Here is a 23,963-nt window from a genome sequence, read left to right on the forward strand (position 1 = left end):
TCGAGTCCCAAGGTGCCGGTGTGACGCCTTTTTAGACTTCGTCGTCCCCATGGGCTGTCGCGAAGCTTCGCGAGGAAACACCTCGCGCTCGCTTGACAAAACGGGCCATATCAGCCCGCCAGCGCCATCAGACAAGCTCGGTCAGCGCATTCTCGAACGCCGTGCGCGCAATGCCGGTTCGCGCGCTGGACCCCGCATGGCATCGCTCCAACGCGGCGGCCACCGTGCGCGAGACATCGCTGAAGATGGCCGCGTCGGAAATCTCGGCGTCATCCTGCATCAGGAACGCGAAGGCGCGCGCCATGCCGCAATTGGCGATGAAGTCCGGGATGACGGCGACTTGCGAATCCGCCTTCTCGTAGATCGGCCCGTAGAAGATCTCGCGATCCGCAAACGGCACATTGGCGCCGCTGGCCACGACTTCGAGTCCGCCCTTGACGAGCGCATCGACCTGCGCCTGCGTCACGAGCCGCGAACCGGCGCAAGGCAGGAAAACTTCGGCGCCGGCGCTCCAGATGAGTTCGTCGATTTCGTCGAACCGGAGCATGTACTTGGCCGACAGCTGGTTGCCCTTCTTTTCGAGGAAAAGCTGGCGAACCTGATCGAGTGTGAATCCATCCGGATTCAGCAGCCCGCCTTCGCGGTCGATGATGCCGACCACCCGCGCGCCAGCCTGCGCCAGGTAGTACGCGGCGGCCGAGCCGACGTTGCCCCAGCCCTGCACGATGACGCGCTTGCCGGCGATCTGTCCGCCGTAGAGCCGGTAGTAGTGCAATACCGATTCAGCCACGCCCCAGCCCGTGATCAGGTCGGCCACCACATACTTGCGCGTGATGTCCGGCGAGTAGCTCCGGTCCTCGACGACCTTGGCCACGCCCATGCGAAGCTGGCCGACCTTCTGAATGCGCTCGCTGTCGCTCGGCGCGAAATGTCCGTTGACCACGCCTTCCTGCGGATGCCAAAGACCGTAGCTCTCGGTGATCGGAATCACCTCATGCACCTCGTCGATGTTCAGATCGCCGCCGGTGCCGTAGTAGCTCTTCAGCAAGGGCGTCACGGCCTTGTACCAGCGGCGCAGCACGTCGTTCTTGCGCGGGTCGGCCGGGTCGAAGTCGATGCCCGACTTGGCGCCGCCGATGGCTGGGCCGGAGACGCTGAACTTGACTTCCATGGTTTTGGCCAGCGACTCGACCTCCCGCCGATCCAGCCCCGGGCGCATGCGCGTTCCGCCACCCGCGGCGCCGCCGCGCAGCGAATTGATGACAACCCAGCCCTTGGCCGGCGTCTCGGCGTCGTGCCACTCGAAGACGATCTCGGGAGCCTTGTTCTCGAAACGGTTCAACAGTTCTTTCATCTCAGTCCTTCAAATATTGGGAGTCGGTGTCAGGCAAGAAGCAATTTGTCGTCGTCGAGTTTTTCGCCGCGCGTCTGCTCGAACATGTGCAGAAGGTCGGACACGTCCATGCCCGCACGCTCATCACCCTTCACGTCCAGAATCACGCGCCCCTCGTGCAGCATCACCGTGCGTGTGCCGTAGTCGAGCGCCTGGCGCATGCTGTGCGTGACCATCATGGCCGTGAGCTTGCCGGCCTCGACGATGCGGGCGGTGAGTTCGAGCACGAAGGCGGCCGTCTTCGGATCGAGCGCCGCCGTGTGCTCGTCGAGCAGCAGGATGCGCGACGGTTGCAGCGACGCCATCAACAGGCTGACGGCTTGGCGCTGCCCGCCGGAGAGCAATCCCATGCGGTCGGCCAGCCGGTTCTCGAGCCCGAGGTTGAGAATGCTGAGCTTCTCGCGGAAGAGTTCGCGCAGGCTGCGCGTCAGCGAGAAGCCGAAGGTGCGGCGCGCACCGCGCTTCCAGGCCAGCGCCATGTTTTCCTCGATCGTGAGTGCTTCGCAGGTGCCGGCCATCGGATCCTGGAAGACGCGGGCGACGAGATTCGATCGCTCCCATGCCGGGCGGCGGGTAACGTCTTCGTCGTCGATGCGGATGGTGCCGCAATCGACCATCAGGTCGCCGCTGACGGCATTCAGGAAAGTCGACTTGCCGGCGCCGTTCGAACCGATGACGGTGACGAACTGCCCCGTCGGAATCTTCAGGTCGAGCCCTCGCAGCACCCGGTTCTCGATCGGCGTGCCGGGGTTGAACGTAATCTCCAAGCCTTTGGCGTGCAACATCAGCGGGCCTCCTTGACAGTGGTGGCCGCGATGCGGCGAGCGCCCGGCCTGAGTCCGGCGAGCTTGCGCTTGTAGCCGGGAACGAGCAGCGCGAACGCGACCAGCACGGCGGTCACAAGGTTCAGGTCCTGGGCCTTCAGGCCGATGAAATCGCTGTTCAGCGCGAGCGCGATGAAGAAGCGGTAGAGCACCGCCCCGAGGACGCAAGCGAGGGTCGTGATGACCAGGCTGCGCGCCGGCAGGATGGTCTCGCCGATGATCACCGCCGCGAGGCCGACGACGATCGTGCCGATGCCCATCGAGATGTCGGCGCCGCCCTGGCTCTGCACGAACAGGGCACCGGCCAGCGCCACCAGCCCGTTGGACAGCGCCAGGCCCCACACCGTCTGTCGGTCGGTCGAGATGCCCTGCGCCCGGGCCATGCGCGGATTGCCACCTGTGGCACGCATGGCCAGGCCGGCTTCCGATGCAAAGAAGAGATCGATCAGGACCTTGGCCGCGACCACGATCACCAGCAGCACCAGCGGCTTGAGGACGTAGTCGGGCATGCCGCCGAACGCGACCATGCTGAAGACCGTCGGCTCGTCGATGAGCGCGATGTTGGGCTTGCCCATCACGCGCAGGTTCACCGAATAGAGCGCGATCATCACCAGGATGCTGGCGAGCAACTGCATGATGCGCAGCCGCACGTTCAGCCATGCGGTGAGGTAGCCGGAGAGCGCGCCGGCCAGGATCGCCGCCGCCGTCGCGGCGAACGGATTCCAGCCCGCCACGATCAGCGCCGCGGCGACTGCACCGCCGAGCGGGAAGCTGCCGTCGACCGTGAGGTCGGGGAAGTTGATGATGCGGAACGAGAGGAAGACCCCCAGGGCAACCAGCCCGAAGATCAGCCCGATCTCGATCGCACCGAGGGAGGCAATGAGCGACATGTTGGCGACGCCCGCTTACTTGACCACAACCTTGGCGGACTTGACCAGCTCGTCCGGAAGCGTCACGCCCTGCTTCAGCGCAGCACCCGGATTGACGTGCAGCTCGAAGGTGCTGCTGGTCTGAGAGGCGATCGTCCCCGGCGCTTGGCCCTGGAGGATGCGCACCACGATCTTGCCGGTCTGGTGGCCGATGTCGTAGTAGTTGAGGCCCAGTGCCGCAACGGCGCCGCGCTTGACCGCGTCGGTGTCCGCCGCGACCACGGGAATCTTGGCCTGCTGCGCCACCTTGACGATGCCTTCAAACGCCGACATCACGTTGTTGTCCGTGGGTGCGTAGATCACGTCGACCTTGCCGATCAGGCTCTGCGCCGCACCGGCCACGTCGACGGTGCGCGCCGCGGCGCCCTCCACCAGCGTCATGCCGGCGGCCGGCATGGCTTTCTTCAGCGCCTCGATGATCGACACCGAATTGGCTTCGCCCGGGCTGTAGATCACGCCGACGCGCTTGGCGTTGGGCACGACCCGCTTGATCAGCTCCAGATGCTTGTCCAGCGGCGAGAGGTCGGACACGCCGGTGACGTTGGTCCCCGAGGCCTCCCAGCCCTTGACCAGCTTGGCGGCGACCGGATCGGTGACCGCGCTGTAGACGACCGGGATGTCCTTGCTCGCGGCCACCACGGCTTGGGCCGACGGCGTGGCGATGGCGACGATCACGTCCGGCCGTTCACCGACGTACTTGCGGGCGATCTGCGCCGCCGTACCGTTGTTGCCTTGCGCGCTCTGGTACTCGTACTTCAGGTTCTTGCCGGCTTCGAAGCCGGCCGACTTCAGTTCGTCCTTGACGCCATCCCGCACGGCATCGAGGGCCTTGTGTTCGACGATCGAGGTGACTGCGACCGACACGGTCTTGTCGGTGGCGTGGCTGGGGGCGGCAGCGCCGGCGAGCGCGACGGCAACCAGGGTCAAGGAAGAACGCAAGAAAGAATATTGCACTTTGGAGTCCTGATGAGAAATAGTCGGCAGGGTTCAATTTCGGAAGACGCCCCGGTCGGGCGCCTGCCAGGACCGCGTCGATAGACTGCGTTCCAGGGGAGTAAGTGTGATTTTTTGCACGGAGAATCTGCTTTCATCACGCGTTGGGGCGAACCCTCGGAAGCGCAAGATAATTTCTTCTATTCACACAACAAGGAGACGAACTTGCAAGAGCCCGATTTGGACCGCGTCGACCGCAAGATCCTCGGCTTCCTCCAGGAGCACGGACGCGCATCCAACCTGGAGGTGGCAGCGGCCGCCGGCCTGTCGCCCGCGCAATGCCATCGCCGCCACAGGCGGCTGGAGGAAGCGGGCTTCATCGCGCGCTACGAGACGCGCCTGGACGCCGCACGGCTGGACCTGCACGTCGTGGCGTTCATCCTCGTCGCCATGGAAAAGGGCCACATCCGAGACATGTCGAAGTTCACCGACGTGGTGACCGACCTGCCGGAGGTCCTGGAGTGCTACTCGATCACCGGCGACTACGACTTCGTGATCAAAGTCATCGCGCGCGACCTGAAGGGCCTGTCGCAGTTCCTGATCGACAAGCTGATGCGCCTTCCGGGCGTCGACGGGGTGCGTTCCAGCGTCTGCCTCGACGAATTCAAGTGCACCAGCGCCCTGCCCTTGCCGGACTGAAGCGTAGAGGCCTCGGGATTACCAGCGAAGGATGCGGGACCCCATCAAGGCGCCCAGCACCGCCGGCAGCAAGATGCCCACGACATACCAGATCGCAATGAAGGGCGCCGCCAGCTCGATGCAGTGCAGCGCGTAGACCGCAGCGCCAGCGCCGCCCGCCATCGCACCGGCAGCGGCACCGGCCAGCGCGGGCCGCGTCGGCGCAAGTCCTTTCAATGCGATCAGCGCGGCCACGAACACGGGCAGGGAAATCGTCGCGATGTTCGTCGCGCAGGTGCGCCACGTCTGTCCCATGATCAACGTCGGGCGCTCTTCTGCCGGAGATGACATCAGGATCACGAGCGCCAACACCCAGATGACGACCAGGGGCACGGCCAGCCCGAGCCAGGCCTTGCGAACGCGCGCGCCGGGCCGCGCCAGTCGCTGCACGATCACGAAGCCGGTGATGGCCACGCAGATCGGGAGCGCCAGGCGGACCCAGAACATCGGCCAGAACAGCGCCTGGATCAAGTCGCGGCGCATGCCGTATTCGTACAGCATCCACGCAAAGGACAGCGGCACGCCGACCAGCAGCGCGACGGACAGCCTGCGCGAAGCCGCGCGCCGCGGCACCGGCGCGGCGCCGGTGGCGAGCATCGCGACAAGGTCGTCGGTCTTCACATGGACTCCTTGATCTTCAGCGCCAGCGCCTTCAGGCCGCGGTGGATGCCCACCTTGACCGCCGACTCCGACATGCCGGTGAGCTTTGCGGTCTCGGCGACCGACAGGCCTTCGAGCTTCACGTGCACGATGGGCAGGCGGTGCCGGTCCGGCAGGGTGTCGAGCAGGCCGGCGATGTCGCGGCGCGCATCGCTGGCTTCGGTGGCCGATTCGGCGAAGACGGCGAGGTCGTCGTCCAGCGGCTCATGCAGCGCCTCGCGGCCGGCCTTCGCGCGAAGCAGGTCGATCATCTTGTAGCGCGCGATCGCATGCACCCAGGCCGTCAGCGGCTGGTCGCTCTGGTAGGTATGGCGCTGGTTGTGCATGGCGAGAAGGCATTCCTGAACGAGATCTTCCACTTCATCGGGCCAGCCGAACAGGCGCCTGGCAAGGAACGCCCGAAGGTGCGTGCTGAGTTTCTGCAGGAACGCGCGATAGGCCGCTGCGTCGCCTTCGAGGCCGCGCACGAAGAGGTCGTGCAGTACGCGCTCCGCGTCGCTCTTCGCCAACGGGCTCCCACTGGTCATTCGTGCTTTCGAGTCGGCCGGTTACAGGCACATCCAGAAAAAGTGATCCGGCGGATTGTGCCGTTGCCCCAGCCTGCGCAGCGCATTACGACGAATGGCGTATGCGGTTGCTTGCCAGTTATGGGAGCCCTCGGTACATTGCGGTTTTTGAGGGCCTGCAATGTCTGTCGACACCGTTCCGACTCCTTCCTCTCCATCGCTTTCCTCCGCGTCTACCGAGCCCTCCCCTGACGTCGCGCCACCCGAGTCGGTGTCGATCTCGCCGGTGTATCCCGGCTCATCCCCTCAACGCAGCCACATCCGCCTGACCTCGCACGCCGGTGGATTCGGCGCATTGCCGATCCAATGGGGGGCAGCCACCGCGGCCGAACGCGGACCGGTGGTGGGCACCACGACCAAGCGAGCGCATCGCAACGTGATCGGCACGCACAGCGGCTCGTACAGCGTCTATCGCGCGCTGGCCGTAGCCTCGGGCGCCCTGTCGCCGCACCACAAGGCGGACCTCACCAACACGGCGCCGACCGATGCCATCGGCCCCTACCCGCAATGGAGCGAGCCCGGCAAGATCGTCTCGCTCGATCCCTGGGGCGCCGTGGTGGCGGATGTGTTCTCGACCGAGCTAGCTGCCGGCTACGACATCCGTCCGACCATCGCGATCACCAAGGCGCACGTGATCTTGCCGGAGGTCATCGAGGCCTTGCAGAAGGGCCGCCTCAAGGCCGACGGCAAGTTCCTGACGGCCGGCGGCGCGGCGATGGTCACCAAGGCGGCGATCGAGCCCGTGTGGTATCTCCCCGCGGTCGCCAAGCGCTTCGGCTGCTCCGAAACCGACCTGCGCCGCGTGCTCTTCGAGGAAACAGGCGGCATGTACCCCGAGCTGGTGACACGCTCCGACCTGGAAGTGTTCCTGCCGCCCATCGGCGGCCAGACCCTCTACATCTTCGGCAACGCGCGCGACCTCGCCAACCCCGATGTCGAGCTGACGGCGCGCATCCACGACGAGTGCAACGGCTCCGACGTGTTCGGCTCCGACATCTGCACGTGCCGGCCGTACCTCACGCACGCCATCGAGGAGTGCATCCAGGGCGCGCAGCGCGGCGGTGTCGGGCTCATCGCCTACTCGCGCAAGGAAGGCCGCGCGCTCGGCGAGGTGACCAAGTTCCTGGTCTACAACGCTCGCAAGCGCCAGGTGGGCGGCGACACGGCCGACCAGTATTTCGCGCGCACCGAATGCGTGGCCGGCGTGCAGGACATGCGCTTCCAGGAGCTGATGCCCGACGTCTTCCACTGGCTCGGCATCCGCAAGATCCACCGCCTGGTGTCGATGAGCAACATGAAGTTCGACGCCATCACCGGCTCCGGCATCGAGATCGGAACGCGCGTGAACATCCCCGACGAACTGATCCCGGCCGACGCACGCGTCGAGATGGACGCCAAGATGGCGGCCGGCTATTTCACGCCCGGCGTCGTGCCTGATGCCGAGGAACTCAAGAAGGCCAAGGGCCGGAAACTGGACCAATGAGCAAGGACAACTACGGGCTGGACCCGAATCGACCGACTTCCAATCCGGCTGTGCGCAGCGTCGACTCCGAAGGGCATGTCGACCCCGCTACCGAATTCTTGCCCGACACCGAGCACCCCGTCGGCGCCGCTGCCTACCTGCGCACGACGCAGGCGGTGCGCAGCCGCGCGGCGGCCCTGCTGGCACGGGCGCGTGCCGGCGAATCGCAGTGGTTCACGATCGGTGCAGACAATGCACTCGAAGACACGGCGCGCACCGTGGCCGAAGTGACGCGCGACCGCTACCCCTGGAGCCCCATTCCGTACCACAGCCGCTGGCGCCATTTCGAAGCCGGCGGCGTGAATCGGGTCAAGATGCTCGACGAGCTACTGGGCAGTGCGAATTCCACCCAGCGCGCCCGCGCGCATATCGACCTCGTGCTGGTGAGCGTGCTGCTGGATGCTGGCGCCGGTCCCGACTGGCACTACATCGAGGCCGCCACGGGTCAGCGCTTCACGCGCTCCGAAGGGCTGGGCGTCGCGAGCTTCCACGCCTTCACGAGCGGCCTGTTCTCGTCGAATCCCGCGCAGCCCCTGCAAGCCGATTCCGCAGGATTGCGCGCGCTCGTCACTGACAGGCTCGGCGATGCCTTCCAGGTCAATGCGGTCAATCCGCTGGTCGGACTCACGGGGCGCGCGACGCTGCTGCGCCGGCTCGGCGAGGCGATGAGCGAACAGCCCGAAGTGTTCGGCGACGATGGTCGTCCCGGCGGGCTGTTCGATGCACTGGTCGGCCCTTACGGTCCTGCCGCGCCGCCGACCGCCGAGGTCACCGCGCACGAGATCCTCTCTCTGCTGCTCGAATCGCTCTCCGGCATCTGGCCGGCCTCCAATGCGATCGACAGCATTGCGGCAGACGGCAGCGATGCACCCGGCGGCACCGGCGACCCGGCGCTCGCGCTGGGCGACTGCTGGCGACATAGCGCGGTGCCGGGCCCGGGATTGACCCGAGGCTGGATGCCGTTTCACAAGCTCTCGCAGTGGCTCACCTACTCGATGCTCGAGCCCTTCGAATGGGCCGGCGTCAAGGTGCGCCATCTCGAGGCGCTGACCGCGCTGCCCGAATACCGCAACGGCGGCCTGCTGATCGACAGCGGCATGATCGTTCCGAAGGACCCGGCCTTGCTTCAGCGCGACTGGAAGGTGAGCGACGAATTCATCGTCGAATGGCGCGCACTCACCGTCGCCCTGCTCGACGAACTGGCGCCTCGCGTGCGCAAGGTGCTCGGCCGCACCGAGGAAGACCTGCCGCTGGCCCGCGTGCTCGAAGGCGGAACCTGGGCTGCCGGAAGAGTCATGGCACAGCGCTTGCGTGACGGTGCGCCACCCCTGCGCATCGAGAGCGACGGCACCGTCTTCTAGACTCCACCCACTTTTTTTCACAACGACAAGAACGCCCAGCCGCTTTCTCGACCACCCATGAGCAACGTCCACCTCGTCGACCACCCCCTCGTCCAGCACAAGCTCACGCTGATGCGGCGCAAGGAGGCCAGCACCAACAGCTTCCGGCGCCTCCTCAATGAAATCAGCATGCTGATGGCCTACGAGGTCACGCGCGACATGGCGATGCAGGACATCGAGATCGAAACCCCCCTCGAGACGATGAACGCGAAGGTCATCGACGGCAAGAAGGTGGTGCTGGTGTCGATCCTGCGCGCGGGCACCGGCATCCTGGACGGCATGCTCAGCGTGATTCCGGGCGCGCGCGTCGGCCACATCGGCCTGTACCGCGACCCCAAGACGCTGACCGCGGTGGAGTACTACTTCAAGATGCCCGGCGGCATGGAAGAGCGCGATGCGATCGTGGTCGATCCGATGCTGGCCACCGGCAATTCGGCAGTGGCGGCGGTCGAGCGTCTCAAGGAACTGAATCCGAAGTCGATCAAGTTCGTCTGCCTGCTGACCTGCCCCGAAGGCGTCAAGACGATGCAGGACGCGCATCCCGATGTGCCGATCTATACCGCTGCCATCGACCGTGAACTCAACAGCCACGGCTACATCCTGCCCGGCCTCGGAGACGCCGGCGACCGCATCTTCGGCACCAAATGAAGCTCGCCCCCAGGCTGCGTGCACTTCGTGTCGCTTCGCCTACCCCCTGCCGGGGGCAACGCCAGCGGCCCGGCGAAGCCGGTTCCGCGGTGTTTCACGAATAAGAGCGTCGATTTTTTAACTCGAGGAGAAGCACCGTGACAGCACGCCGTCAGATCATCATTCGTTCGGTCGCCATTGCAGCGGCGCTTGCCGCCGGGGTGCCGGGCCTCGCGTTCGCGCAGGCCAAGCTGAAGGTGGCGGCGGTGTACACCGTGCCCTTCGAGCAGCAATGGGTGGGGCGCATCCACAAGGCGCTGAAGGCGGCGGAGGCGCGTGGCGAGATTGAATACACCGCGACCGAGAACGTTGCGAACGCGGACTACGAGCGCGTCATGCGCGAGTACGCGACGGCGGGCAACCAGTTGATCCTGGGCGAGGTGTTCGGTGTCGAAGCGGCGGCGCGCAAGGTGGCGAAGGACTTTCCCAAGACGGCCTTCCTGATGGGATCGTCCCTCAAGCCACAGGCGCCGAATTTTTCGGTGTTCGACAACTACATCCAGGAGCCGGCCTATCTCTCGGGCATGGTCGCCGGGGGCATGACCAAGACGAACAAGATCGGCATGGTCGGCGGTTTCCCTATCCCGGAGGTGAATCGACTGATGAACGCCTTCATGGCCGGCGCCAAGGAAGTGAACCCGAAGGTGGAGTTCAGCGTGAGCTTTATCAACAGCTGGTTCGATCCGCCCAAGGCCAAGGAAGCGGCTTTCGCGATGATCGACAAGGGCGCCGACGTCATGTATGCCGAGCGCTTCGGCGTGAGCGACGCGGCCAAGGAAAAGGGCAAGCTCGCCATCGGCAATGTGATCAACACGCAGGATAAGTACCCCGACACGGTGGCGGCCTCCGCGCTCTGGAACTTCGAGCCCTCGGCCGACCGCGCGATCAAGCTGGTCAAGGAAGGCAAGTTCACCGCCGAGGACTACGGCCCCTACTCGATGATGAAGCACAAGGGCTCCGAGCTGGCACCGCTGGGTACCTTCGAGAATAAGGTGCCGGCCGACATCGCCGCCAAGGTCAAGGCGAAGCAGGCGGACATCCTCTCGGGCAAGTTCACGGTCAAGGTGGACGACGGCCAGCCCAAATCAACCGCGAAGTGAAGCTCACCCCCAAGTAGCTCTTCTTGGCCCAAGTCCTTGCCCTGCGCGGCATCACCAAGCGCTTCGGCGCGCTGGTGGCCAATGACGACATCTCTCTCGACCTGCAGGCCGGCGAGGTGCTGGCGCTGCTCGGCGAGAACGGCGCGGGCAAGTCCACGCTGATGTCCATCCTGTTCGGGCACTACGTCGCCGACGAAGGCAGCATCGAGGTGTTCGGCCGCCCGCTCGCGCCGGGCAATCCGAAGGCGGCACTGGCCGCGGGCATCGGCATGGTGCACCAGCATTTCACGCTGGCCGACAACCTCAGCGTGCTGGACAACGTGCTGATGGGTACGGAGTCGCTGTGGCAGCCTTTCTCGCGCCGCAGCGCGGCGCGCGCCAAGCTGCTGGACGTGGCTCGGCGCTTCGGCCTGCCGGTGCAGGCGGATGCGCTGGTGGGCAGTCTGTCCGTGGGCGAGCGTCAGCGTGTGGAGATCCTCAAGGCGCTGTACCGTGATGCGCGCATCCTGATCCTCGACGAACCCACGGCCGTGCTCACGCCGCAGGAAAGCGAGGCCTTGTTCCACACGCTGGCGCAGATGGTGGCGCAGGGCCTGTCGATCATCTTCATCAGCCACAAGCTGGCCGAGGTGCTGCGCGTTTCACACCGTATCGCCGTGCTGCGCGGCGGCAAGCTGGTGGCGCAGGCGCGGACCAGCGACACCACGCAGGCGCAGCTCGCGCTGTGGATGGTCGGCCATGCGGTTGAAGGCACCGTGCGGCGGCCCGCGCAGCGTGTCGGCGATGCGGTCTGCGTGCTGGACCACGTACGGACGACGGGCAGCGGGCACGATCGACTGCAGGACGTGACGCTCACGCTCAAGGCCGGCGAGATCACCGCCATCGCGGGCGTGTCCGGCAATGGGCAGGTGGCGCTGGCCGAGTTGCTGAGCGGCACACGTCGCGCGATCGCTGGCACGGTGAGGCTGATGGGGCGCGCGCTGGCCCCGTCGCCGGCCCGGCTGGTGCAGCGCGGCGTGGCGCGCATTCCCGAAGACCGGCACGCGGTCGGCGTGGTGGGCGACCTGCCGGTGTGGGAGAACGCCGTGTCCGAGCGGCTGCGCAGCCGGGCGTTTTCGCGCTGGCTCTGGGTCCGGCGCGGCGCTGCCAAGGCGCATGCCCGCAGCGTGGAGAAGGCCTACGACGTGCGAGGAGCCGGGCTCGAATCGCCGGCGCGGTCGCTCTCCGGCGGCAACATGCAGAAGCTCATTCTCGGGCGGGCGCTGCTCGCGCCGGCGTCCGCTCCCGCGCAGAGCCGCATCCCGCGGCTCATCGTCGCGCATCAGCCGACGTGGGGGCTGGACATCGGCGCCGTTGCCTATGTGCAGCAACAACTGATCGCGGCGCGCAACGCCGGCGCCGCGGTGCTGCTGATCTCGGACGACCTCGACGAGGTGCTGACGCTGGGCGATCGCGTCGCCGTCATGCACGGCGGCCAACTGGGCGAGCCCCGCGCGGCGTCGGCATGGACGCGCGAAGCAATCGGCCTGGCGATGGCGGGCTCGAAGGCATGAGGCTGGAACGCCGCCATGGGACATCGCGCGCGGCATTGGTGCTTGCGCCCTTCGGCGCGGTCGCTTTCACCTTGCTGGTGAGCACTCTGCTCGTGCTGTGGGCCGGCGCGCCAGTGGGTCGCACGTATGCGCTTCTCTTGCAGGGCGGCTTCGGTTCGGTGTTCGCGTGGAGCGAGACCCTTACCCGCGCCATCCCCTTGATCCTCACGGGGCTGGCCGCCACCGTCGCCTTCAAGGCGCGGCTCTTCAACATCGGCGCCGAAGGACAACTCTACGCCGGGGCGCTCGCCGCAGTGGCCGTGGGCGGCATGCACGGCGGCACCGGCTTCGATCTGCCGCTCTGGCTGCTGTACCCGCTGATGATGCTGGCCGCCGCGACCGCAGGCGCCTTGCTGCTGCTCGGCCCGGCGCTGATGAAGAACAAGCTGGGCGTCGACGAAGTCGTGACCACGCTGCTGATCAACTTCATCGTGCTGCTCGGCGTCTCGGCCATGCTCGATGGCCCCATGAAGGATCCGACGGCGATGGGCTGGCCGCAGAGCGTGTCGCTGCAGTCCGAACTCGAACTCAACAAGCTGATCGCGCAGACGCGTGTGCACACCGGACTGCTGTGGGCCGGCGCGCTGTCGGTCATCGTTTGGGCGCTGTTCAAGTACACGGTGATCGGCTTCGACATCCGCGCGGTCGGCGCGAACGCACGCGCCGCGGCCTTCGCGGGCGTACCGGTCACGCGCACGGTGGTGCTGGTGGCGCTGCTCTCCGGCGCGCTGGCCGGGCTGGCGGGCGCGATCGAGGTCGCCGGCCGCACGAGCTACGTCACGCTCGACATGTCCCCGGGCTACGGCTACAGCGGCATCGTGATCGCGATGCTGGCCGGGCTGCATCCGCTGGGCGTCCTGGCTGCGGGGGTGTTCGTGGCCGGCGTGCTGGTCGGTGCCGACACCATGAGCCGCGCCATCGGGGTGCCGACCTACATCGCAGACGTGATCGTGGCCGCCTCGTTGATCGCCGTGCTGGTCGCGACCTTGCTGACGCAATACCGGGTGCGAATGAAATGACCGATGTGGCGGACATTCTTTCGAACGCCTCCTTCTGGGTTGCGGTGCTGCGCATTGCCACACCCCTGATCTTCGGCACGCTCGGCGTGCTGCTGTGCGAGCGCGCGGGTGTGTTGAATCTCGGCATCGAGGGGATCATGGTTGCCGGAGCCTTTGCAGGCTGGCTGGCGGTGTATGCAGGGGCGCCGTTGTGGGTGGGCGTCGCAGCGGCTGCGCTGACGGGAGCGGTTTTCGGGCTGCTGCACGCTTTCCTGACCGTGGGATTGGCACTCTCGCAGCACGTGTCCGGGCTTGGCATCACGTTGTTGGCGACGGCGTTGAGCTATTACGGCTATCGCGTGAGTTTTCCTAAGGTGAACACGCCGCCGACCGTGACGCCCTTCGCGCCGATGGAATGGCTTCACTTCCCGGTGCTCGACGCGCAAACGCCGCTCACGCTCCTTGCACTGCTGATGGTGCCGGTGGTCGCCTACGTCCTCTACCGCACGCCCGCAGGACTGGCCGTGCGCATGGTCGGCGAGAACCCGCAGGCGGCCGAAGGCCAGGGCGTCTCGGTCGCGGCCACGCGCACGGGCGCGATCGTCGCGGGCTCGGCGCTGATGGGGGTGGCAGGCTCCTTTCTCACGCTGTCGGCCTTCAATGCGTTCTTCTTCAACATGATCAACGGCCGCGGATGGATCTGCGTGGCGCTGGTGGTGTTCGCTTCCTGGCGGCCCGGCAAGGCACTGCTGGGTGCGTTGCTGTTCGCCTTCTTCGATGCGCTGCAATTGCGTCTGCAGCAATCTGGCGACGCCGTGCTGCCCTACCAGATCTACCTGATGCTGCCCTACCTGCTGTCGATCCTCGCGCTGGTGCTGGTGGCGCGCAAGGCAAGCTATCCACAAGCCCTGATGAAACCCTATCGAAAAGGAGAGAGGTGATGCTCGACCTCCTCGTCCACGACGCTACCCTCCCCGACGGCCGCACCGGCATGTCGATCGCCGTGCAGGACGGCCGCATCGCCGAGGTGACGGCCGGGCTCGATGCGCCGGCAGCCGAAAAGCTCGATGCGCAAGGCTTTCTCGTCACGCCGCATTTCATCGACCCGCATTTCCACATGGATGCGACGCTCAGCTACGGCCTGCCCCGCGTCAATGAAAGCGGCACGCTGCTGGAAGGCATCGCGCTGTGGGGCGAACTCAAGCCGTTGCTGACGGCCGAAGCATTGATCGAGCGTGCATTGGCGTATTGCGACTGGGCGGTCGCCAAGGGGCTGCTCGCGATCCGAAGCCACGTCGACACGAGCGACCCCAGCCTGCTCGCGGTCGATGCGCTGCTCGCAGTCAAGCGTCGCGTGGCGCCTTACCTTGACCTGCAACTCGTCGCCTTTCCGCAGGATGGCGTGCTGCGCTCACCGGCCGGGGTGGAGAACCTGAAGCGCGCGCTCGACAAGGGCGTGGACGTGGTCGGCGGCATTCCACACTTCGAGCGCACGATGGCCGACGGCGCCGCCAGCGTGAAGCTGCTGTGCGAGATCGCGGCCGAGCGCGGCAAGCTGGTCGACATGCACTGCGACGAGTCGGACGATCCGCTGTCGCGCCACATCGAGACGCTGGCCTTCGAGGCGCAGCGCCTCGGGATGCAGGGTCGGGTGACGGGCTCGCATTGCACGTCGATGCATTCGATGGACAACTACTACGTGAGCAAGCTGCTGCCGCTCATCGCCGAAAGTGGCGTCGGCGTGGTGTCGAACCCGCTCATCAACATCACGTTGCAAGGCCGCCACGACACCTACCCAAAGCGCCGTGGCATGACGCGCGTGCCCGAACTCATGGCCGCGGGCGTGAACGTCGCCTTCGGCCACGACTGCGTGATGGACCCCTGGTACGGCATGGGCTCGGGCGACATGCTGGAGGTGGCGCACATGGGGCTGCATGTGGCACAGATGACCAGCCAGCACGGCATTCGCCAATGTTTCGACGCGGTCACCGTGAACGCGGCCAAGGTGTTTCATCTCGAAGGCTACGGGCTCGAAGCCGGATGCGATGCGAGCTTCGTGCTGCTGCAGGCGCGCGATCCGGTGGAGGCCATCCGCCTGCGCGCGGCGCGGCTCAAGGTGTATCGCAAGGGCCGGCTGTTGGCGGAGACGCCGGCCGCCACGGCGGCGCTCCATCTGTCCGGCCGCGCGGCCGAGACCGGGTGGATGATTCCGCTCGGCTGAGGGCAAGCAGGCCTCAGCCCAGCGAACCCACCAGGCACCACATGTGGACTTTGGACAGGAAGGTCGAGCCCAGCGCCACAGCGAAGGGCTCCACGCCGAAGGACACGAATCCGCAGCTTTCGTAGAGCGTCTGCGCGGCGGCATTGCCTTCCGTGACGGTCAGTTGCACGACCTTCACCCCTTCACGCGAAGCAGCTTGCGCCAGCGCAGCCTTTACGAGCAGACGCCCCACGCCGCCCTGGCGGGCCAAAGGCGCGACAAACATGCCGAACAGGTTGGCCTTGTGCCGCGCTTTTCCGCGCGGCTCGAACTGGAGGCCGGTGGCACCGACGAGCCGGTCTTCGTCGAATGCACCCAGGACGATTTGGCCAGCCTGCGGCGATACATCCAGCCGAGATTCCCACCACGACATCGGCAACGCCGCGCGTTCGTCCGCACTGGAGGTGAATGCGTCGGGATGCCGTTCGTAGCCTTCGAGCATCAGCGCCCGGTAGGGAGCGGCATCGGCGGGCGCCAGACGGCGCACGGTAGTGGGGGACATCGCGGGTTCCTGTTCAGACGGCCGGTGCAATGGCCTCTGCATACTCATACAACTCGCCGAGTATCTGTTCCGCGCGCTCGTCCGCGGTCTCGGCCAGCGTGTCGATCTCGGCGAACAGTTCGTCGACATTGCGCGCACCGCCCTCGCCTTCGAGCAGGCGCGCGACGCGGTGCGCCTCCCAGCGCTCGGCTTCTTCGTCGCTGAGCGTCTCGACGAAGTTGCGCGCGCGGTAGCGGAACAACAGTTCTTCAAGCCGTGGATCGTCGAAGCCGGTGCGTGCCTGCGCGAGTTGGGTCGGCGACAGGCTGCGCAACTGGGTCAGTCGTCGCCGGTCGCCGTTGCCGACGAATCCGCCATAGAGGTCTTCATCGACGTCGGGCGTGCCTTCCCGCGGCCGTTCATAGACCTGCGGCCAGATGGCGCTCATGTCGGGCAGCGCAGCCGCCACTTCGGCGTTGCGCATCGCAGCCTCCATGTCGATGCCCCAGCGTGTGGCCATGACGGGCGACAAGGTCTTGAGGTTGCCGACCACCATCGGCGACTTGTTGAGGTGCACTCCCTTCACCGGCAGCCGCGCCACGCCCTCGGGCAATTCGGCGGTGCGCGTGAAGAGGCGCAGGCGAAGTGTCGCCACGTCGAGATCGCACAGTTCGCTAGGGTCGTGGGCCAAGTCCCACGCGATCAACTCGTTCTTGTTGGTCGGGTGGGTGGCCAGCGGCCACATGACGCCCAGGCAACCTCGTTCGGCCGGGAACATGCCGGAGACGTGCAGGAAAGGCCGCGCAGAGTCCCGTGTGGCGGGCAGGCCGAGTTCGGAGGCGACGCGATCCTTGCGATGCAGCGCGAAAGCGAAGTCGAAAAGCTTGGGTTGCCTGTCGCGAACGAGCCGCGCCAACGCAATGGTCGCGCGCACGTCCGAGAGCGCATCGTGAGCGGCATCGTGGAGCAACCCGTTGGCGCGCGCCAGGTCTTCGAGCTTGAAGCTCTGGCTGCCATCGGCCTTCTTCGGCCATTCGATGCCGTCGGGACGTAGCGCGTAGGTCAGCCGCACCACGTCGAGCAGGTCCCAGCGGCCGCAGTCGTTCTGCCATTCGCGTGCATACGGGTCGATCAGATTGCGCCAAAACAGAAAGCGCGTGACTTCGTCGTCGAAGCGGATCGTGTTGTAGCCGACGCCGATGGTGCCCGGCTGCGAGAACGCCTGCTCGATGTGCGCCGCGAATTCGTGCTCGGGGATGCCGCGCTCCAGGCACTGCTGCGGCGTGATGCCAGTGATGAGGCAGGCCACCGGGCTTGGCAGGTAGTCGGGCGCGGGCTTGCAATAGATCATCAGCGGCTCACCGATCTCGTTGAGTTCGGCGTCGGTGCGGATGGCGGCAAATTGTGAAGGCCTGTCGCGGCGCGGCACGGCACCGAAGGTTTCGTAGTCGTGCCAGAGGAAAGTGTGAGGGGGCATTGTCAAAGCAAGGGGGAAAACAGGCGTGCGATCGAATCGCCGAGGCGGCGCAGAAAACTCTGGCGCCGTTGGCCCCGGATCGGCGACGCACTGCGAAGATCGGTCTCGAATTGCGCGACGAGCGGCTTGGCGAGAGCTGGGCCGTAGATCACGGCACAGACCTCGAAATTGAGCCGGAAGCTCCGGTTGTCGAAATTGGCGGTGCCGATCATCGCGCAGTTGTCGTCGACCACGAGTGTCTTCGAATGCAGCATGCGCGCCTTGTATTCCCACACCTTGACACCGGCTGCGATCAGTTCGTCGTAATACGAGCGGGCCGCCGCGCTCACGATCAGCGAATCGCTCCGCCGCGGCACCAGGAGCCGCACGTCGACACCTCGCAATGCAGCACTCGTGAGCGCCATCAGAGCTGGCTCGCCGGGCACGAAGTACGGCGTGGTGAGCCAGGCGCGATGCTCGGACGACTGGATCGCCGCCAGGTGCATGCGGTGGATCGGCTCGAGCAGGTTGTCCGGCCCGCTCGTGACGATCTGCACCGGTATCTCGCCGACGCCCTCGTGCGCGGGAAGGCGCGGCAGCAACCGCGCCATGGTTCGACCCATCTCACGCGGGTCTTCGCCGGTCGCGTAGGTCCAATCCTCGAGGAAGGTGGTCTGCAGCCAGCGAACTGCGGTCCCCTCGATGCGCAGGTGAACGTCGTGATAGGCATCCTCGCGCGTGCGGGAGTCTTCCTCATCGGTGATGTTGACGCCGCCCGTAAAGCCGACGCGCCCGTCACACACGACGATCTTGCGGTGGGTCCGGTAGTTGGTCACAGGCCGGAGGCGCCGGCCGATGCGAGTGTCATGGAAGAGCGCAACACGGATGCCGGCCTCATGCATCGGCGCCATGAACTTGCGGCCGATGCGCTTGGAGCCCAGTGCGTCGAGCAGCAGCCGCACCGCGACGCCTTCGCGCGCGCGTTCGATCAGCAGATCGCGCAGCGCAGTGCCGATCTGGTCCGGCTCGAAGATGTAGTACTCGAGGTGCACATGGTCGCGCGCATTCCGGATCGCCTCGAAGATCGCATCGAAGGTACGGGCGCCGCCAGAAAGCAGTTCGGCCGACGTCGCGCTCGACACCGGCAATCCGCAGGATGCCGTACCCAGCGCTGCCATCTGACGCAAGGCAGGCGGCGCCTGCTCGGCCGCATCCCTCAGCAGCGCGAGATCCGCTGACGACTGGGCGCTCGCGCGGCTGCGCAAGCGCTTGAGTCGCTGCTTCTTCAGCCGCTGAGGCCCCAGGAAGTAATAGATGACGAACCCAGCGAACGGCAGCAGTGCCAACGAGAGAATCCAGCTCATCGTCGACACCGGCGCGCGCTTCTGCATCACGATCCAGACGGAAAGCACCGCGATGTAGCCGCTCCATGCAAGGGAGAGGCCAGTCTTCCATTCCTGGCTGAGCTCGGGGACGATCAAGGGAAAAAGCGGTTCTGAAAATGAAAAAAGCCGGCAGCGATGCTACCGGCCTTTCTCGATTGTCCAGAAATACCGCGGATCCGGCTCAGCCGGTCCGCTGGTATTGCCCCCTGCAAGGGGGTGGGCGGCCACACGAAGTGGGCAAGCCTGGGGGTGAGCCAGTTAGCCAGTAGCTGCCTCTTCGGCCTCCGGCTTCGCCCTGCCCTCCTTCTTGGCCAGCGGCTGAATGTCGAGCTGCACTTCTTCCTTGTCGTCCAGGTCGACGGTCAGGCGACCACCTTCCTGGAGGCGACCGAAGAGCAATTCGTCGGCCAAGGCACGACGGATCGTGTCCTGGATCAGTCGCTGCATCGGGCGAGCACCCATCAGCGGATCGAAGCCCTTCTTCGCGAGGTGCTTACGCAGCACATCGGTGAAGGTGACATCGACCTTCTTCTCGGCAAGCTGGGTCTCGAGTTGCAGGAGGAACTTGTCCACCACGCGCAGGATGATCTGCTCGTCGAGCGCCTTGAAGCTCACGGTCGCGTCCAGGCGATTACGGAACTCCGGCGTGAACAGGCGCTTGATGTCGGCCATTTCGTCGCCCGCCTGACGCGGATTGGTGAAGCCGATCGTCGCCTTGTTCATGGTCTCGGCACCCGCATTGGTGGTCATCACGATGATCACGTTGCGGAAGTCGGCCTTGCGCCCGTTGTTGTCCGTCAGGGTGCCATGGTCCATGACCTGCAGCAGCACGTTGAAGATGTCCGGGTGCGCCTTCTCGATTTCATCGAGCAGCAGCACCGCGTGCGGCTTCTTCGTGATCGCTTCGGTCAGCAGGCCGCCTTGGTCGAATCCAACGTAGCCCGGAGGCGCGCCGATCAGGCGGCTCACGGCATGGCGCTCCATGTACTCCGACATGTCGAAGCGGATCAGCTCGATGCCCATGATGTAGGCGAGCTGCTTGGCCGCTTCGGTCTTGCCGACGCCCGTGGGACCGCTGAACAGGAACGAGCCGATCGGCTTGTCTTCGCGGCCCAGGCCCGAACGCGCCATCTTGACCGCCGAAGCGAGCACTTCGAGGGCCTTGTCCTGGCCGAACACGACGCTCTTCAGGTCGCGCTCGATCGTCTGCAGCTTGCCGCGGTCATCGTTCGACACGTTGGCCGGTGGAATGCGCGCGATCTTGGCGACGATTTCCTCGACCTCGGTCTTGCTGATGGTCTTCTTGCGCTTGTTCGCGGGCAGGATGCGCTGAGCGGCGCCAGCTTCGTCGATCACGTCGATCGCCTTGTCGGGCAGATGACGGTCATTGATGTACTTGGCGCTCAACTCGGCAGCGGCCTGGAGCGCGGCCACGCCGTACTTCACGCCATGGTGCTCTTCGAAGCGCGACTTCAGGCCCTTCAGGATGTCGACGGTTTCCTGCACGGTCGGCTCGACCACGTCGACCTTCTGGAAGCGACGCGACAGGGCCGCATCCTTTTCGAAGATGCCGCGGTATTCGGTGAAGGTGGTGGCACCGATGCACTTGAGCTGGCCGCTCGAGAGCGCCGGCTTGAGCAGGTTGGACGCATCGAGCGTGCCGCCCGAAGCAGCGCCAGCGCCGATCAGCGTGTGAATCTCGTCGATGAACAGGATCGCGTTCGGCTTGTCCTTGAGCGACTTGAGGACGCCCTTCAGGCGTTGCTCGAAGTCACCACGGTACTTGGTACCGGCCAGCAGCGCGCCCATGTCGAGCGAGTAGACGTTGGACTCCGCCAGGATCTCCGGCACGTCGTTCTGGGTAATGCGCCACGCGAGGCCTTCGGCGATCGCCGTCTTGCCTACGCCAGCCTCACCCACCAGCAGCGGGTTGTTCTTGCGGCGGCGGCACAGGATCTGGATCACGCGCTCGACCTCGTACTCGCGGCCGATGAGCGGATCGATCTTGCCTTCCTTGGCTAGCTGGTTGAGATTCTGCGTGAACTGCTCCAGCGGGGAAGACTTCTCGTTCTTCTCGCCGCCGCCCTCTTCGCCCTCGCCCGAAGACGCGTCGTTGTTGCCCTTGGCGGCTTCCGGCGGATCGCTCTTCTTGATGCCGTGCGCGATGAAGTTCACGACATCGAGGCGCGTCACGCCCTGCTGATGCAGGTAGTAGACGGCATGAGAATCCTTTTCACCGAAGATCGCGACCAGCACGTTGGCGCCGGTGACTTCCTTCTTGCCGTTGCCGGTGGATTGCACATGCATGATGGCGCGCTGGATCACGCGCTGGAAACCCAGCGTCGGCTGGGTGTCGACATCGTCGGTACCCGCCACCTGGGGCGTATTGTCCTTGATGAAGTTGGTGAGCGACGCGCGCAAGTCGTCGACGTTCGCCGAGCACGCGCGCAGAACCTCTGCGGCACTCGGGTTGTCCAGCAAAGCGAGCAGCAGGTGCTCCACCGTGATGAACTCGTGGCGCTGCTGCCTGGCTTCGACAAAAGCCATGTGCAAGCTGACTTCCAGTTCCTGGGCAATCATGTGATTTCCTTTTGCCTTGCTGTAAATAATTTCTCAGATGGGTTGGAGCGCGGTTTATTCAACCGGTTCACTGACGCATTGCAACGGGTGCCCGGCCTGATGGGCCGCTTCCATCACCTGATTGACCTTGGTTGCCGCCATGTCACGGGAGTAGACCCCGCACACGCCGCGACCATCGAGATGGATCTTGAGCATGATCTGCGTGGCGGTTTCCCGGTCCTTGTTGAAGAACTCCTGGATCACGACGATCACGAACTCCATCGGCGTGTAGTCGTCGTTCAGCATCACGACCTGGAACATCTGGGGCGGCGCGGTCTTCTGCGGCCGCCGTTCAAGAACGACCGCATCACCGTCGTCCCGCCTCGGCTTCGAGGCCGGGGGCGTCTTGGGGGTCGAGGGGATTCTGGTAGCCATGAAAATCATTTTATAGAGCAGCCGCGCGTTGCACTTGCCGTAGTGACACAACTGGAGGCAGCTTTGTGACATTCAAGGCGGATGCGGCTGGAACTGGATGTTCGATGCATGCAAACTGCGTGCCCTGATCGACCCAGAAAATGTTCGCAAGCCGCCCATGCGCGCAAGATGTGCAACAAAAAAGCCCCGTTGCCTTGCGGCCCGGGGCTTTGCTGGCGCAGCGTCCGAGGACGCCTGGGCGATGATTTACATGTTGTCGATCATCACCTGGCCGAAGCCCGAGCAACTCACCTGGGTGGCTCCGTCCATCAGGCGCGCGAAGTCGTAGGTGACCTTTTTGCTGACGATGGATTTTTCCATCGAGCTGATGATCAGGTCGGCCGCCTCGATCCAACCCATGTGGCGCAGCATCATTTCGGCGGACAGGATTTCGGAACCGGGGTTCACGTAGTCCTTGCCGGCGTACTTCGGTGCCGTACCGTGGGTGGCTTCGAACATGGCGACCGTGTCGCTCAGGTTCGCGCCCGGGGCGATTCCAATGCCGCCGACCTGTGCGGCCAGGGCGTCGGACACGTAGTCGCCGTTCAGGTTCAGTGTAGCGATCACGCTGTATTCGGCCGGGCGCAGCAGGATCTGTTGTAGGAATGCATCAGCAATCGAATCTTTGACGGTAATTTCTTTGCCCGTTTTGGGGTTCTTGAACCTCATCCAAGGGCCACCATCGATCAGTTCGGCGCCGAATTCCTTGGCTGCCAAGCCATAAGCCCAGTCGCGGAAACCGCCTTCGGTGAACTTCATGATATTGCCCTTGTGCACGATCGTGACGCTGGGCTTGTCGTTGTCGATTGCGTACTGGATCGCCTTGCGCACCAGGCGCTCGGTGCCTTCGCGTGAAACCGGCTTGATGCCAATGCCCGAGGTGTTCGGAAAGCGGATCTTCTTGACGCCGAATTCGTCCTGCAGGAACTTGATGAGTTTCTTCGCCTTGTCGCTCTCGGCCTCGAACTCGATGCCTGCGTAAATGTCTTCCGAGTTCTCGCGGAAGATCACCATGTTGGTCTTTTGCGGCTCCTTCACGGGGCTCGGGACGCCTTCGAAATACTGGATAGGCCGCAGGCAGACGTACAAGTCCAGTTCCTGGCGCAGCGCGACGTTCAGCGAACGGATGCCGCCGCCGACGGGTGTCGTCAGCGGGCCCTTGATGGAGATCACGTAGTCGCGGACGGCGTGGAGCGTTTCTTCGGGCAGCCAGACGTCGGGGCCATAGACCTTGGTCGATTTCTCGCCGGCGTAGACCTCCATCCAGTGAATCTTCTTCTTGCCGCCATAGGCCTTGGCCACGGCGGCATCGACGACTTTGAGCATCACGGGGGTGATGTCGAAGCCGGTGCCGTCGCCCTCGATGAACGGAATGATCGGCTGGTCAGGCACATTCAGCGAGTTGTCGGCGTTGACCGTGATCTTCTGACCTTCGGCCGGGACTTTGATGTGCTGATAGCTGGACATGAGAACAAGAACTCCGCATGAAATGAACGCTGGAAGACACTACGTTTCCAGCCGCCTGAATACCCTTAGAATTTTAGACGCAACCGGAGGAGGCCGAAGAATCTGTCAACCACAGCCATATTGGCTCCGTTGTTGACTGACCTTCTGCTGGCCGGGAGGCGTTTACAACCATTTCCATTGAGGAATCCGTAATGAGCAAAGTTCTCGCAGTCATGATGGCCGGCCTGTTCGCAGCTGGCGCATACGCACAAGGCACCTCGCAAGAAGCCGCCCCCCAGACCAACACCAAGTCCCAGCAACGCGCGACCGAGCGCCGCGCCGACAAGCCCCAAGGCCAAGTCCGTCAGCCGACTGGCGACACGGCCAACACCGCTGAAGGTAGCGGTGGCCTGACCCAGAACAAGGCAACCGCCGCAGGTCAGGCTCGCGCCAACACCCGCAGCGATCGCCGCCGCAACAAGGATGGCAGCGTTCGCAAGGTGAACCCGCAAGGCGGCACGCCCAACTGATTGGTCGATCTGTCATGAAAAAGCGTTCTC

22 protein-coding genes are annotated in these 23,963 nt (G+C 65.0%); 10 read left to right on the top strand and 12 right to left on the bottom strand.

All coding sequences use genetic code 11. The features are described 5' to 3' along the window. Window positions 1-127: 127 nt before the first annotated feature. The 4 genes from QTI04_RS05370 to QTI04_RS05385 are packed head-to-tail and all read right to left on the bottom strand — an operon-like array spanning window position 128 to window position 4,100. Complete coding sequence (locus QTI04_RS05370) at window positions 128-1,354, bottom strand: Glu/Leu/Phe/Val dehydrogenase dimerization domain-containing protein (RefSeq protein ID WP_286598942.1); 1,227 nt, start codon at window positions 1,352-1,354, stop codon at window positions 128-130. A 29-nt stretch (window positions 1,355-1,383) separates the two neighbouring features. After that, on the bottom strand, window positions 1,384-2,178 hold the full coding sequence (locus tag QTI04_RS05375; RefSeq protein ID WP_286614462.1) for an ABC transporter ATP-binding protein: 795 nt from the start codon (window positions 2,176-2,178) through the stop codon (window positions 1,384-1,386). Beyond that, window positions 2,178-3,107 carry an ABC transporter permease gene (locus QTI04_RS05380; RefSeq protein ID WP_286614463.1) on the bottom strand — a complete coding sequence of 310 codons (930 nt, stop codon included), beginning with the start codon at window positions 3,105-3,107 and terminating at the stop codon, window positions 2,178-2,180. The genes QTI04_RS05375 and QTI04_RS05380 overlap by 1 nt, the downstream gene beginning before the upstream one ends. Before the next feature lie 15 nt (window positions 3,108-3,122). After that, window positions 3,123-4,100, bottom strand: a complete 978-nt coding sequence (locus QTI04_RS05385) for an ABC transporter substrate-binding protein (RefSeq protein WP_286614464.1) — start codon at window positions 4,098-4,100, stop codon at window positions 3,123-3,125. Between the two features lie 204 nt (window positions 4,101-4,304). Between QTI04_RS05385 and QTI04_RS05390 the strand changes: the two genes are divergently transcribed. Continuing rightward, window positions 4,305-4,778, top strand: a complete 474-nt coding sequence (locus QTI04_RS05390) for an Lrp/AsnC family transcriptional regulator (RefSeq protein WP_286598949.1) — start codon at window positions 4,305-4,307, stop codon at window positions 4,776-4,778. An 18-nt stretch (window positions 4,779-4,796) separates the two neighbouring features. On the opposite strand, the gene QTI04_RS05395 is transcribed toward QTI04_RS05390, so the two are convergent. Together QTI04_RS05395 and QTI04_RS05400 are read right to left on the bottom strand one after the other, a co-directional pair. Next, window positions 4,797-5,438, bottom strand: coding sequence for a DUF1109 domain-containing protein (locus QTI04_RS05395; RefSeq protein ID WP_286614465.1), 642 nt, complete (start codon window positions 5,436-5,438; stop codon window positions 4,797-4,799). Next, a complete protein-coding gene (locus tag QTI04_RS05400; protein WP_286598954.1) occupies window positions 5,435-6,004 on the bottom strand; it encodes a sigma-70 family RNA polymerase sigma factor in 570 nt (189 codons plus the stop codon). The genes QTI04_RS05395 and QTI04_RS05400 overlap by 4 nt, the downstream gene beginning before the upstream one ends. Window positions 6,005-6,164: 160 nt before the next feature. On the opposite strand from QTI04_RS05400, the gene QTI04_RS05405 reads away from it, so the two are divergent. From QTI04_RS05405 to QTI04_RS05440, 8 genes are all read left to right on the top strand, one after another. Then, entirely contained in the window at window positions 6,165-7,526 is a 1,362-nt protein-coding gene (locus QTI04_RS05405; RefSeq protein ID WP_286614466.1) for a GTP cyclohydrolase II, read from the top strand. Then, window positions 7,523-8,926 carry a URC4/urg3 family protein gene (locus tag QTI04_RS05410; RefSeq protein WP_286614467.1) on the top strand — a complete coding sequence of 468 codons (1,404 nt, stop codon included), beginning with the start codon at window positions 7,523-7,525 and terminating at the stop codon, window positions 8,924-8,926. The genes QTI04_RS05405 and QTI04_RS05410 overlap by 4 nt, the downstream gene beginning before the upstream one ends. A gap of 57 nt (window positions 8,927-8,983) precedes the next feature. Continuing rightward, window positions 8,984-9,613: a uracil phosphoribosyltransferase gene (upp, locus tag QTI04_RS05415; RefSeq protein ID WP_286598958.1), complete on the top strand. Its 630-nt coding sequence runs from the start codon at window positions 8,984-8,986 to the stop codon at window positions 9,611-9,613. Between the two features lie 137 nt (window positions 9,614-9,750). Then, window positions 9,751-10,752, top strand: coding sequence for a BMP family protein (locus QTI04_RS05420; protein ID WP_286598960.1), 1,002 nt, complete (start codon window positions 9,751-9,753; stop codon window positions 10,750-10,752). 23 nt (window positions 10,753-10,775) lie between these two features. Then, a complete protein-coding gene (locus QTI04_RS05425) occupies window positions 10,776-12,305 on the top strand; it encodes an ABC transporter ATP-binding protein (RefSeq protein ID WP_286598962.1) in 1,530 nt (509 codons plus the stop codon). Next, complete coding sequence (locus tag QTI04_RS05430) at window positions 12,302-13,363, top strand: ABC transporter permease (RefSeq protein WP_286599283.1); 1,062 nt, start codon at window positions 12,302-12,304, stop codon at window positions 13,361-13,363. The genes QTI04_RS05425 and QTI04_RS05430 overlap by 4 nt, the downstream gene beginning before the upstream one ends. Next, window positions 13,360-14,283, top strand: coding sequence for an ABC transporter permease (locus QTI04_RS05435; RefSeq protein WP_286614468.1), 924 nt, complete (start codon window positions 13,360-13,362; stop codon window positions 14,281-14,283). Before QTI04_RS05430 ends, QTI04_RS05435 begins: the two co-directional genes overlap by 4 nt. Next, complete coding sequence (locus tag QTI04_RS05440) at window positions 14,283-15,563, top strand: amidohydrolase family protein (RefSeq protein WP_286614469.1); 1,281 nt, start codon at window positions 14,283-14,285, stop codon at window positions 15,561-15,563. Before QTI04_RS05435 ends, QTI04_RS05440 begins: the two co-directional genes overlap by 1 nt. A 13-nt stretch (window positions 15,564-15,576) precedes the next feature. Here the strand turns inward: QTI04_RS05440 and QTI04_RS05445 are convergent, their stop codons facing one another. The 6 genes from QTI04_RS05445 to icd all read right to left on the bottom strand — a co-directional run bounded on the left by QTI04_RS05445 (window position 15,577) and on the right by icd (window position 23,424). Continuing rightward, window positions 15,577-16,104 carry a GNAT family N-acetyltransferase gene (locus QTI04_RS05445; RefSeq protein WP_286614470.1) on the bottom strand — a complete coding sequence of 176 codons (528 nt, stop codon included), beginning with the start codon at window positions 16,102-16,104 and terminating at the stop codon, window positions 15,577-15,579. 13 nt (window positions 16,105-16,117) lie between these two features. Beyond that, the gene (sbcB, locus tag QTI04_RS05450; protein ID WP_286614471.1) at window positions 16,118-17,560 is read right to left on the bottom strand and encodes an exodeoxyribonuclease I; all 1,443 of its coding nucleotides are present in this window, start codon (window positions 17,558-17,560) and stop codon (window positions 16,118-16,120) included. 2 nt (window positions 17,561-17,562) lie between these two features. Beyond that, on the bottom strand, window positions 17,563-19,020 hold the full coding sequence (gene cls, locus QTI04_RS05455; RefSeq protein WP_286598972.1) for a cardiolipin synthase: 1,458 nt from the start codon (window positions 19,018-19,020) through the stop codon (window positions 17,563-17,565). A gap of 162 nt (window positions 19,021-19,182) precedes the next feature. Then, window positions 19,183-21,504, bottom strand: coding sequence for an ATP-dependent Clp protease ATP-binding subunit ClpA (gene clpA / locus QTI04_RS05460; protein WP_286598974.1), 2,322 nt, complete (start codon window positions 21,502-21,504; stop codon window positions 19,183-19,185). Window positions 21,505-21,558: 54 nt separating this feature from the next. After that, a complete protein-coding gene (gene clpS, locus QTI04_RS05465) occupies window positions 21,559-21,918 on the bottom strand; it encodes an ATP-dependent Clp protease adapter ClpS (RefSeq protein WP_286599284.1) in 360 nt (119 codons plus the stop codon). Between the two features lie 246 nt (window positions 21,919-22,164). Continuing rightward, window positions 22,165-23,424 (bottom strand): NADP-dependent isocitrate dehydrogenase, encoded by a 1,260-nt coding sequence (icd, locus tag QTI04_RS05470; RefSeq protein ID WP_286598975.1) that lies wholly within the window; start codon window positions 23,422-23,424, stop codon window positions 22,165-22,167. Window positions 23,425-23,615: 191 nt separating this feature from the next. Here icd and QTI04_RS05475 point away from each other — a divergent pair, with 191 nt between their 5' ends. Further along, window positions 23,616-23,933 carry a cell envelope biogenesis protein TolA gene (locus QTI04_RS05475; protein ID WP_286598976.1) on the top strand — a complete coding sequence of 106 codons (318 nt, stop codon included), beginning with the start codon at window positions 23,616-23,618 and terminating at the stop codon, window positions 23,931-23,933. Window positions 23,934-23,963 lie beyond the last annotated feature (30 nt).

The organism is Variovorax sp. J22R115 (assembly GCF_030317005.1).
In the GTDB taxonomy this organism is placed as follows: Bacteria; Pseudomonadota; Gammaproteobacteria; order Burkholderiales; family Burkholderiaceae_C; genus Variovorax.